At 70.0% G+C, this 10,461-nt stretch carries 11 protein-coding genes, 1 tRNA gene and 1 pseudogene; 2 read left to right on the top strand and 11 right to left on the bottom strand.

Annotation, left to right across the window (positions count from 1 at the left end; translation table 11 throughout):
• Window positions 1–187 (top strand): annotated as a pseudogene (locus HCU62_RS11675) (hypothetical protein); the annotation flags it as partial.
• Between the two features lie 172 nt (window positions 188–359).
• On the opposite strand, the gene HCU62_RS07005 reads toward HCU62_RS11675, so the two are convergent.
• The 4 genes from HCU62_RS07005 to HCU62_RS06990 form a co-directional block, all read right to left on the bottom strand.
• Window positions 360–1,235, bottom strand: a complete 876-nt coding sequence (locus tag HCU62_RS07005; RefSeq protein ID WP_163297899.1) for a M48 family metallopeptidase — start codon at window positions 1,233–1,235, stop codon at window positions 360–362.
• A gap of 30 nt (window positions 1,236–1,265) precedes the next feature.
• Window positions 1,266–1,760 carry a YbjQ family protein gene (locus HCU62_RS07000; RefSeq protein ID WP_163297898.1) on the bottom strand — a complete coding sequence of 165 codons (495 nt, stop codon included), beginning with the start codon at window positions 1,758–1,760 and terminating at the stop codon, window positions 1,266–1,268.
• Between the two features lie 9 nt (window positions 1,761–1,769).
• Window positions 1,770–2,084 (bottom strand): YbjQ family protein, encoded by a 315-nt coding sequence (locus HCU62_RS06995; RefSeq protein WP_163297903.1) that lies wholly within the window; start codon window positions 2,082–2,084, stop codon window positions 1,770–1,772.
• 133 nt (window positions 2,085–2,217) lie between these two features.
• Window positions 2,218–3,222: a methyltransferase gene (locus tag HCU62_RS06990; protein WP_163297897.1), complete on the bottom strand. Its 1,005-nt coding sequence runs from the start codon at window positions 3,220–3,222 to the stop codon at window positions 2,218–2,220.
• Between the two features lie 396 nt (window positions 3,223–3,618).
• On the opposite strand from HCU62_RS06990, the gene HCU62_RS06985 reads away from it, so the two are divergent.
• Complete coding sequence (locus tag HCU62_RS06985; RefSeq protein ID WP_163297896.1) at window positions 3,619–4,446, top strand: biosynthetic peptidoglycan transglycosylase; 828 nt, start codon at window positions 3,619–3,621, stop codon at window positions 4,444–4,446.
• Between the two features lie 4 nt (window positions 4,447–4,450).
• On the opposite strand, the gene HCU62_RS06980 is transcribed toward HCU62_RS06985, so the two are convergent.
• The 7 genes from HCU62_RS06980 to HCU62_RS06950 form a co-directional block, all read right to left on the bottom strand.
• Complete coding sequence (locus HCU62_RS06980; protein WP_163297895.1) at window positions 4,451–4,768, bottom strand: selenobacteriocin; 318 nt, start codon at window positions 4,766–4,768, stop codon at window positions 4,451–4,453.
• A gap of 36 nt (window positions 4,769–4,804) precedes the next feature.
• Complete coding sequence (sbtM, locus tag HCU62_RS06975) at window positions 4,805–6,463, bottom strand: thio(seleno)oxazole modification radical SAM maturase SbtM (protein WP_169755519.1); 1,659 nt, start codon at window positions 6,461–6,463, stop codon at window positions 4,805–4,807.
• Between the two features lie 324 nt (window positions 6,464–6,787).
• Window positions 6,788–6,874 (bottom strand) — tRNA-Leu (locus HCU62_RS06970).
• An 8-nt stretch (window positions 6,875–6,882) separates the two neighbouring features.
• On the bottom strand, window positions 6,883–7,197 hold the full coding sequence (gene secG / locus HCU62_RS06965; RefSeq protein WP_163297893.1) for a preprotein translocase subunit SecG: 315 nt from the start codon (window positions 7,195–7,197) through the stop codon (window positions 6,883–6,885).
• Between the two features lie 4 nt (window positions 7,198–7,201).
• Window positions 7,202–7,966, bottom strand: a complete 765-nt coding sequence (gene tpiA, locus HCU62_RS06960) for a triose-phosphate isomerase (protein WP_163297892.1) — start codon at window positions 7,964–7,966, stop codon at window positions 7,202–7,204.
• A gap of 2 nt (window positions 7,967–7,968) precedes the next feature.
• Entirely contained in the window at window positions 7,969–9,165 is a 1,197-nt protein-coding gene (locus HCU62_RS06955; RefSeq protein ID WP_163297891.1) for a phosphoglycerate kinase, read from the bottom strand.
• A gap of 59 nt (window positions 9,166–9,224) precedes the next feature.
• A complete protein-coding gene (locus HCU62_RS06950) occupies window positions 9,225–10,460 on the bottom strand; it encodes a type I glyceraldehyde-3-phosphate dehydrogenase (protein WP_163297902.1) in 1,236 nt (411 codons plus the stop codon).
• Window position 10,461 lies beyond the last annotated feature (1 nt).

The raw sequence follows: 10,461 nt of genomic DNA, 5'->3' as shown, positions 1-10,461 counted from the left end.
CGTCATTCGAGATATCGAAAGAAAATGTTCGCATCCGGATGAACAGCTTCGGTCACTGTTGGACATTGCCAGAAGGATTTTTAACCAGCAGCGGAATGACAAAAACAAGATCTACCTGAAGGAGAAGCGCAAGGCCGGGCTCGTCACCAAACCCCTCACCCCTCCCGAGGCCAAAGGAGGCAAGTGACCCGATTCACCGGCCTGGTCAGCCGAGCGAAGAACCATCGTTGGAAACCGGACATCTCAAATCGGCGTCCCTTGACACTGCATAAAAAGGATGCCCCAGCTTGATCGGGAGGACATCTCAAATCGGTGTTTTGGGGACAAATAGCATCGGTGCTGACAGCCTTCGGCCTCTCCTAAGATCCGGCGGCCGAGGCGTCCTTCTTTTCCCGGGTTCTGCCGCAGTGGGCGGCGAGACGCCGGGCGAACCCGGCCGGGAGCGGCTGGACCGCCGCCACGGGGATGTGCCGGGCGCGGATGAGGGCCTCGAGGTGGCGCCGCCGGGTCCCGGGGGCCGGGTGGGTGGCCAGGAAGTAAGCGAATCGAGGGTTCGAGGTCTTTCGTTCCAGGAGACGGAAGAAGTCCGTCGCCCCACCCGCGTGTCCGTACCGGGCCGTCAGGAGGTCCAGGGCGAATTCGTCCGCTTCCGTCTCCTGGGCCTGCGAGTAGGTGACGTGGAAGGGGAGGGAGAGGCGGGAGACGAGATCCGAGACGCTGCTGTCGGTTCCGAAGAGGAGGGCGGCCGCCACCGAGGCCACCAGCCCGCGGCCCAGGGCCCGGAGATGGTCGCGGTGGGCGAAGTGGCCGAGTTCGTGGGCCAGGACCATGGCCAGCTCGTTTTCGGAGCGCACCTCTTCCAGGAGGCCGGTGAGCACCACGATGTCGCCGCCGGGAAGGGCGAAGGCGTTGACCTCGGGCGAGGGGAGAATCGTCACCCGGAATCTCCGCCTGCGGAGGGGATCCCCCGGCGGCAGGGCCGCCACCAGGGCGTCGAGGCGGGCCTGGAGCTCGGGGGCCGGATGGATGTCGTTCGGCCGGTGCATCCGGCGGCCGATCCAGTCCTCGATATCGGGGGGCAGGTGCCGGGCCGCCACGTCCACGGCGAGCCCCAGCACCAGGTAGAAGGCGGCCAGGAGGGCGAGCAGGCCGGCCACGAGGGTCCCGAACTCCGCCAGGGGCGAGGTCCGGGAGACGTTGACCGTGTCGTCGGGGAGCCGGGGGGTGAACTTCATGCCGGGGCCCGCGGGCGGCCGGGCCGGGGGTCAGGCGGCCCGCCGGGCGGTGCCCTCGAAGACCAGGGCCGTGGCGTAGGCCACCACCTCGACGCTCCCGATATGTTTCTCCTGGTTGGCGGAGCGGCCGATGGCGGAGGTCTCGAGCCGGAGGTTCACGCAGATGTCGGCGCCCCGGGCCCGGGCGGCCTCCTTCAGGCGGAGGATGGCCTCCCGGCGGGCGCGGTCCACCAGCGATTCGTAGGACTTGACCCGGCCGCCGAAGATGTTCCGCAACACGGCGAGGAGGCGCTTGAAGTAGTCGATGGAGACCACGACGCTGCCCCGCACCAGGAAGGCCTCGCGCACGGCATCCACGGCGGGGTAGTTCCGGGTGGTGGTGACGGGGAGCGTGACCAGTTCCCGCTCCCGCCGCCGGATGGAGGCGTAGTGGCGGCGCTCGGCCACGGTTCCCGCGCCGTAGCCGAGAACGAGGAGGGAGAGGAAGAGGAGGAGGTCGAGGTTCCGGAGGACGAACTCACCCATGGCCGCCCCCTACTCCACGCGGACGGCGGTGCCGTAGGCGAAGAGCTCGGCGGCGCCCTGGGCCACGGAGGAGGTGGCGAAACGGATGTTCAGCACGGCGTTGGCCCCGAGGCTCTCCGCCTGGGCGGCCATCCGGCCGAGTGCCTCCTCCCGGGCCTCCTGGAGGAGCTCGGTGTAGCCCTTGAGCTCGCCGCCCACGAGGTTCTTGAGCCCGGCCATGATGTCCCGGCCGATGTGCTTGGCCCGGACGGTGCTCCCCTGCACGATGCCGAAGTGTTCCACCACGGTCTTTCCCGGGATAGTCTCGATATTGGTCAATATCAGGGCCACGGCGCACCTCCTTCCTCGATCGGGATGTTACAAGCCCTTATCGGCAAGGGGGCGGGAAGACTGAAAGGGGTCCGCCCCGAGGAGGGGCGCCGCGCGCCGGGCCTCGGCCGCTGGCCCGGCGGCGCGGTCAGCCCGGCAGCCGCCCGGCCACGATCCCCGACTGGTTGGGCCCCGCGAAGGGGAGGCGGCGGATGTCGGCGGCCCCGGCCTCGGCGAGCATGTCCACCAACTCCGTCTCGGTGTAGGAACGGCCCTCCGGGGTCCCGAGCAGCATGTTCAAGGAGAAGAGGGCGGGGAAGAGGGGACCGGCCCGGTGGTCGTCGAGGATGAACTCGTGCACCAGGACGAGGCCCCCCGGCTCCAGGGCCGAGGCCACCTTCCGGAGGAGGCGGCGGCAGCCGGCGGGGCCCTCGCTGTGGAGGACGTGCGAGATCCAGGCCACGTCGTAGGGGCCGCCGAGGTCGTCCCGGAGAAAGTCGCCGGCCCGGAAGGTCACCCGGTCCGCCACGCCGAAGCGCTCGATGGTGCGCCGGGCGAAGGGCTCCGTGGTGGGCAGGTCGAAGACCACGGCGTGCAGCTCCGGGTTGGCCAGGCAGAAGTGAATGGCATAGGTGCCCGGGCCGCCGCCCAGGTCGAGGAGCCTCCGGCGCCCGGCGATGTCGATCTCCCGGCAGAGGCGGGGCGCGATGCCCATGGCGAGGTTGAACATCCCCATGAGGAAGCTCTCCCGCTGCTCCGGGGTCCGGTGGTCGCGGTCCCGCACCGGGCGGCCGCCGAGGACCGCCTCCGGGAGCCGGCTCCACGACTCGACCAGGTAGTGGTGGTGGCGGATGATGTGGCCGACGTAGCGGGGGGAGGCCCGGTCCAGGAAGAGGGCCGCCGTCTCGGTGTTCCGGTAGGCGTCCCCGTCTTTTTCGAGGAGGCCCATGGCAGCCAGGGCGTCGAGCAGGGTGGTGACGCCCCGGACGTCGCCGCCCACGCGGCGGGCCACCTCGTCGGCGGCGAGCGCCCCTCCCGAGATCACGGAAAAGACGTCGAGCCGGACCCCGGCATGCAGGGTGCACGCCTCCCAGTAGGCGGCCGACCGTTCCAGGAGGGGTCCGGGGGTGGGTTCCTGTTTTGGTGTCGTCATTTATGATGGCCTCCCAACAAGCCCTCTGAGTAGATGGCTAAGTAAAAACCGCCACATGCAAGGCGCGAGGATGTCGAGGAACGAGGCGTACTTGGGTACGCCGCAATGACGAGAACATCCGAAGCAACACAGCAGCCCGCGACTTTTTGCGACTCCATCATTTGCGGCCTCCGTAACGCCGGGTATATGCCACAGAGCGCCGGTCGCCGGGCGCCCGTCATAAAAAGCGAGCAACTCGCGTCTCCGGGCCGCCCCGGCGCGGAGCACCCCGCGGCCGTCGGCGATGGTGGATCGGCATCGCCCGCCGCGGCCCGGTTCCACGGCCCGGCCGCGGCGTCCCGCGGCCGGCTTCAAGCCCGGCGCCTCCCGGGCCGATCACGCCTCCAGGGGGCGGAGGTGACGTCCGCTTCCGAGACCGCCATGCGTTCCTACCGCCGCTCCACGCTGCTGGACCTGCTGCTGCACCCCCGGAGGACCCTCGAACGGGTCTGTCTCTGGACGGGGGCCGTATTCTGGGCGGGCCTTTTGCTGCTCGCGCTGGCGGCCGCGGTCTTCGTCCTCACTCTGCCCGAGGTGCCGGGCGACTTCGGCAAGATCCGCCGGCTGGGCCGGCAGCGGGTCCTCCAGCAGCTCGAGGACAAGGGGCGCCTCTACCGATGGGTGCCACTTCGCCGGGTCAACCGGGACCTCCTCTACGCCGTGGTCCTGGCGGAGGACGCCCGGTTCTTCGAGCACCACGGCATCAACTACGACGCCGTGATCGACGCCCTGGCCCGGAACCTCAAGACCGGGGCCTACGCCTACGGGGCGAGCACCATCACCCAGCAGGTGGCCCGGAACCTCTTCCTCACCCGGGACAAGACGCTGCTCCGGAAGCTCCGAGAGTTCGTCCTCGCCCGCCGGCTGGAGGACCGGTTCACGAAGAACCAGATCCTCGAGGTCTACCTCAACATCGCCGAGTTCGGGCCGGACATCTTCGGCGTGAACGCCGCCGCCCGCCTCCTCTTCGGGAAACCGCCCTCCCGGATCGACGCCGCGGAGGGGGCCTTCCTGGCGCTGCTCCTGCCCTCGCCCCGGAAGTACCACTACGTCCTCTGGCAGAACCGGAACTGGACGCCCGAGTTCCAGGCGAAGTACCGGCGCATCCTCCGGGACATGCGCCGCCGCGACTACATCAGCGCGGCCCAGGAGCGCCGGTACCTCGCCCGGTATCTCCACCGCTGAAGGGCTAGCCGCAGCTCGACCCGCCGCAGCTCGTGCCCGGCTTCTTCATGCCGCCGCAGCTCGTTCCCTTGTGGGTCATGTTGCCGCACGAGGTCATGCCCTTCTTGTGGGTCATGTTGCCGCCGCAGGAGGTCGCGCCCTTCGCCCCGCCGCAGGACGAGGCGCCGCACCCGGTGCGCTGGCTCGCCGTCTTGCTCTTGCTGCCGCAGGAGCTGCCGCAGCCGCTCCCGGTGCCGGGGTTGGCCAGGGCGGCCCCGCCCGAGGCGAAGAGACCGGCCAGCCCGATCCCCATGAGGACCTTCTTGAGTGTGCCCATGTCCATGGCTACATCCTCCTCTGTCCACCCCTTGCCGGGGGGTCAGGTCTGTGCCGGGGCCGAGACGACCCCGGCGGTGCAGGATACGTCGATGCCGTCCGTCCCCAGGAAGGGACAGAAGGGGTCCGGTTCGGTGAAGATGTCGCGGCCGAGCCCGCGGGCCACGGCGAGGCAGCCCCCGCACCAGGGGCGGATGGGGCAGGGGCGGCATCCCTCGCACCCGGCCCGGTACCGCCGGGCCGCCGCCGATTCGTAGACCGCCTCGAGGCCCTCGGCGTGGACGTTGCCGATGGGCGAGGGGAACTTCCGGCAGGCGTGGGCCTCGCCGTCGGGGAGCAGCGCGATGAAGTTGAAGGCCGCCCCGCAGCCGTAGCCGGTGCAGCCGTCGGAGAGGGGGAGCCCCTCCCGGTGGAGCAGGGCGTTCAAGAGGTTGTCCTTGAAGTAGAGGACTTCGTTCCGGGCGGCGGCACGCCGGAATGCCTCGAGGAAGGCCAGGAAGGCATCTCGGTCGGGGAGGGCGAGACGGGCCCCCTCGCCCACGGGGGAGAGGCGGTTGAAGGTGAAGCCGTCGGCCCGGCCTCGGAGGATCTCCGCCAGGGGGAGGACCTGGGGGAGGTTTTCCCGCGTCAGGGTGAGCATCACCGAGGAGCTCACGCCGAGTTCCCGGAGGAGGTCCAGGAAGGCCAGGGCCCGGCGGAAGTGCCCGCGGCCGCGGATGAAGTCGTTGTGGGGTTCCAGGCCTTCCAGGCTCACCTGGTAGAAGGTGGGCTCCCGGATCGCCAGGATCTCCTCGAGCCGGCGGCGTGGGACGGGGTTCCCGAGGATGGCCAGGGAGAAGCCCCGGTCGGCGGCGGCCCGGTAGAGGTCGGCGAAACGCGGGTGGAGGAAGGGGTTTCCCCCGGTGAAGACCACGTGGCCCCGGACGTTCCTGGCCTGGCAGAAACGGCGGAGGTCGTCGAGCACCCGGACGCCCTGCTCGTAGGAGAGGGGGGCCCGGTCGCTGCGGTCGTAGCAGTGCCGGCAGTGGAGGTCGCAGGCCTGGGTCACGTGCCACTGGACGGCGAAGGTCTCGGCGGTCACCATGTGGTCCGGGGTCCCCTCTGGGATGGGAAACACGGCGGGGTCGCGCCGGATCCGGGAGGGCGGGGCCAGGAGGATCTCCCGGTCCGCGGCGGCGCGGATGGCCTCGTCCACGCGGCCCACCGGCACGCCGTGGGCCGACGCCACGGCCTCCGGGTCCAGCCCCTCCACCACCACCTTGAGGGCCAGGAGGTCACCGGGAGCGGCGGGGGCCGCGTGGGAGACCCCGGCGGTGTCCTGCCAGCAGAGGACGAAACCGTCGGCCGGGGCCGGCGGCGCGGAGAAGGCGGCCGGGGGAGCGGCGCCGAGTTCTCCGTCCAGCCCGTCGAGGACGGGCCAGGCCAGCCGCACCAGCTCCAGGGTGGGGTTCACGACGGGGGGGCCGGCCCCGGGCCGTTCCGGGCGCGGGGCGCGGGCCGCGGCGGCCGCCGCCCGCTCCACCCGGGCAAGGTCCGGCAGCCAGGGTGGAACGGCGGCGCCCTCGAGGCGTTCCGGGAGCTCGGGCGACGCGGGGATGTCGCTTCTTCCGGCCTCGGCCAGGAGCCGGCGCGTGAGGGGATAGGCGCACTCCCCCGCCGGGTGCGCAGCCGGGGCGGAACCTTGCATGGTGTCGAGAATCATCCTAACTGCACAATGGCAGAAGGCCTGCGGGGAGTCAATGCTGAAAAATGAGGATCGAAACCATGAGGGGCGTCGCGAAGCTGACGGCCTCGTAAAGAGTCCTCTGAGCGGAGGCTCGGCAAAGATCGCCAAATGCAAGGCGGGAGGATGGCTCGGCGGGAACCGCCAAGGACAAGGCGCGACCATCGCGGGGAACGAGGCATACTTGAAGTCCGCCGCAGTGACGACGCGGCGGGAAGCAACGCCGCCAAGCGTTCCGCTTGGCGATTCCCGCGACGCCATCAAAAAAGGCGGCCTCCCACCGGGGAGGCCGCCTGCGTGATCTGGTGCCGAAGGGGAGATTCGAACTCCCACGGGCGGGTGCCCACCACCCCCTCAAGATGGCGTGTCTACCAATTCCACCACTTCGGCCGTGTGTGCTACTTGGTCGCCGGCGGCGCCGCCGGGTGCTCCACGGGGGACGCCGGGGCCGCGGGCGCCTTGACCTTCTCCATGACCGAGCCGCCCACCCTGTGGGCCGCGAGATAGGTCAGGGTGATGGAGGTCACCATGAACACCGCCGCCAGGACCGTAGTCAACTTGTGGAGAAACGAGGCGGGGCCGGCGCTGCCGAACATGGCCTCGCTGGAGCCGAAGACCGCCCCCACCTCGGCCCCCTTGCCCTTTTGCAGGAGCACGATGAGGACCAGGAGGATGCAGGTCACGACGTGGATGGTGATGACGAAGGCGTACACCGGCTCACCCCGCGGGCCGGAAGTTCACGATCCGGCTGAAGGAATCCGCCTCGAGGGACGCCCCGCCCACCAGGACCCCGTCGACGTCGTCGAGGGCCATGAGGGCGTCCACGTTCCCCGGTTTGACGGAGCCACCATACAATATCCGGATTTCCCCTGCAATACTCGAGTCGAAGGCCCCCGCGAACCATTCCCGGACCGACCGGTGGGCCTCCTGGACCTGGGCCGTGGTGGCGGTCCGGCCCGTCCCGATGGCCCAGACCGGTTCGTAGGCCACCACGAGCCCGGCGAGATCCGGCCCGGGGATCCCGGCAAGGGCCGCGGCGAGCTGGCGTTCCAGCACGGAGAGGGTCGCCCCGGCGTCCCGTTCCTCGAGGGTCTCCCCGATGCAGAGGATGGGCCGGAGGCCGTGGTCGAGGGCGGAGCGGACCTTGGCGGCCACGAAGTCGTCGCCCTCCCCGAAGACGTGGCGGCGCTCCGAGTGACCGACGATGACCCACCGCACCCCGAGGTCCGACAGCATGATCGGCGAGACCTCGCCGGTGAAGGCCCCCTTCTCTTCGGGGTGCATGTTCTGGGCGGCGATGGCCACGTTGCTCCCGCGGACCAGCTCGGCGGCCAGGGCCAGGGCCGTGAAGGGGGGCGCCACCAGGATTTCCCGGTCTCGGGCCCCGGCCACCATGGGCAGGAAGGCCCGGAGGAAATCCCGGGTCTCGCCCAGGCTCTTGTGCATCTTCCAGTTGGCGGCGACGACGGGGCGGCGGGCCATGTTCAGCCTCCTCCCCCGCAGGTCTCCAGGGCCTTGATGCCCGGCAGCTCCTTGCCTTCCAGGAGCGCCAGGAAGGCGCCGCCTCCCGTGGAGATGTAGGAGATGTTGTCCACCTCGCCCGCCTTGTGCACCGCGACGTCGGTGTCGCCGCCCCCGATGATGGTGAGGGCGTAGGAATCGGCCACCGCCCGGACCATGGCCAGGGTACCCCGGCTGAAGGCGTCCATCTCGAAGGCGCCCATGGGCCCGTTCCAGACGATGGTTCGGGCGTTGTGGAGCACCTCCCGGAAGAGGGCCACGGTGGCGGGGCCGATGTCGAGGATCATCCACCCGTCCGGGACCTCCTTGGCCGGGACGATCTTGGTCTCGGCGTTGGGCTCCATGCGGTCGGCCACCACGCAGTCCACGGGGAGGTAGATCCGGATCCCGTTCGAACGGGCCCGGTCGAGGATCTTCCGGGCGGTCTCCACGAGATCCGGCTCCACCAGGGAGCGTCCCACGGGGTAGCCCCTGGCCATGAGGAAGGTGTTGGCCATGGCCCCGCCGATGACGATCTTGTCCACCCGGGCCAGGAGGTTCTCCAGGGCCCCGAGCTTGCTCGAGACCTTGGCGCCGCCCACGATGGCGACCAGCGGCCGGGCCGGGTCTTCCATGGCGCGGTGGAAGTAGGTGAGTTCGGCCCGGAGAAGGTGGCCGCCCGCGCAGTCCTTCACCAGGGGCGGGATGCCCACCACCGAGGCGTGGGCCCGGTGCGAGACGGCGAAGGCGTCGTTGACGAAGACCTCGCACAGGGCGGCCAGTTGCGCGGCGAATTCCGGGTCGTTCCGGGTCTCGCCCTCGTGGAACCGGACGTTCTCGAGCAGGAGCACGTCCCCCTCCCCGAGGCCGGCGGCCATCCGTTCCACCTCGGGGCCCACGCAGTCGGGGGCGAGGGCGACCTCCTTCTGGAGGAGTCGGGAGAGGCGCCGGGCCACGGGTTTCAGGCTGAATTTTTCGACCCGCTGGCCCTTGGGGCGGCCGAGGTGGGAGCAGAGGATCACCTTCGCCCCTTCGTCCAGGGCGTGGTTGATGGTGGGGAGGACGGCGCGGATCCGGTTGTCGTCGGTGATGTTGCCGAAGTCGTCGAGCGGGACGTTGAAGTCGGCCCGGATGAACACCCGGCGTCCCTTCATCTGGATATCGTCCATGTAGCGGATCATGGCGTCGGTCTCCTCGGGCGCCCGGCGGCGGGCCGGCGCCCCGGTTCGGCGGCGCTTCCCTAGAGGAGGGAGTCCGCCACGGTGACGGTCCGCTCGCCCAGCATATTGGTGTAGCTGCCGAGCTCGTTGTCGTACCAGCCGTAGACCACCACCTGGGTGACCGGGACCTGGAGCGTGGCGCAGCTCAGGGCCTCGATGGCCTCGGCGGAACCGGCGCAGAGCGACTTCGGGTCCACGTTGATGATCCCGGTCCGGGTGTGGGTCTCCCGGGCCTCGATGACGGCCGCCGCGGCCGGGACGCCCACGATGTCGGCGGAGACGTTCTGCTCCTCGGTGTAGACCAGGTAGTCCCGGGCGTAGCCCTCGGCGGCCTTCCGGTAGAGGCCGTTGACGAGGTCGCGGTTGATGGGGGCCTCCACGCTCTGGTCCTGGATGGTGAGCACCAGGACGATGAGCGAGCCCGTGGAGGTGGGGATGCGGACCGACTCGGCGATGAAGCCGATCTTCTTCATCTCGGGGAGCACCAGGGCCAGGGCCCGGGCCGCCCCCGTGGTGGTGAGGACGATGTTGTTCAGGATGCTCCGGTTCTTCCGGAGGTCGGTGGCCCCGGTCTTCGGGAGCCGGTCGAGCACCGGCTGGCTGCCCGTGGCGGCGTGGACGGTCACCATGGAGGCGGAGAGGATCCGGTCCACGCCGAAGTGGTCGAGGAGGGGCTTGACCATGTGGGCGAGGCAGGTGGTGGTGCACGAGGCGGCGGAGATGAGCCGGTGCTTGTCGGGCCGATAGTCGTCGCCGTTGATGCCCATGACCGTGGTGACGGCGTCCTCGGGCATGGGGGCGGTCTTGTCCTTGATCTTGAAGGGGGCCGAGAGAATGACCTTCTCGGCGCCGGCCTCGAGGTGGCCGCGGAGCGCCCCCTTGGGGCTGTCCGGAGGGGCGGTGGGGTCGGTGAAGACCCCGGTGCTGTCCACCACGAGGCGCACCCCGTGGGCCTTCCATGCGATGTCCGCCGGGTTCCGGCTCTCGCGGAGGATGGTGACGGGGATGCCGTCCACCTTCATGGTGCCCTTGGCCTCGTCGAGTTCCTCGACGACCCGGGGGCACCGGTGGCCGTGGAGGTAGGCCCCGAGGTGGCCGTAGGTGCTGTCCTTCTCGATGCAGGCGGCGATATCGTGGAGCCCTTGTCCCACCTGGCGCCCGAGGTTCACCACGATCTCGGAGAAGTACCGGCGGCCGACGTGGTGCCACAGGCTGAGCTTGCCGATGCGGCCGAGGCCGTTGATGCCGAGCTTGATG

It is taken from the genome of Dissulfurirhabdus thermomarina (assembly GCF_012979235.1).
In the GTDB taxonomy this organism is placed as follows: domain Bacteria; phylum Desulfobacterota; class Dissulfuribacteria; order Dissulfuribacterales; family Dissulfurirhabdaceae; genus Dissulfurirhabdus; species Dissulfurirhabdus thermomarina.
This window is presented reverse-complemented; position numbering and strand designations above follow the sequence as displayed.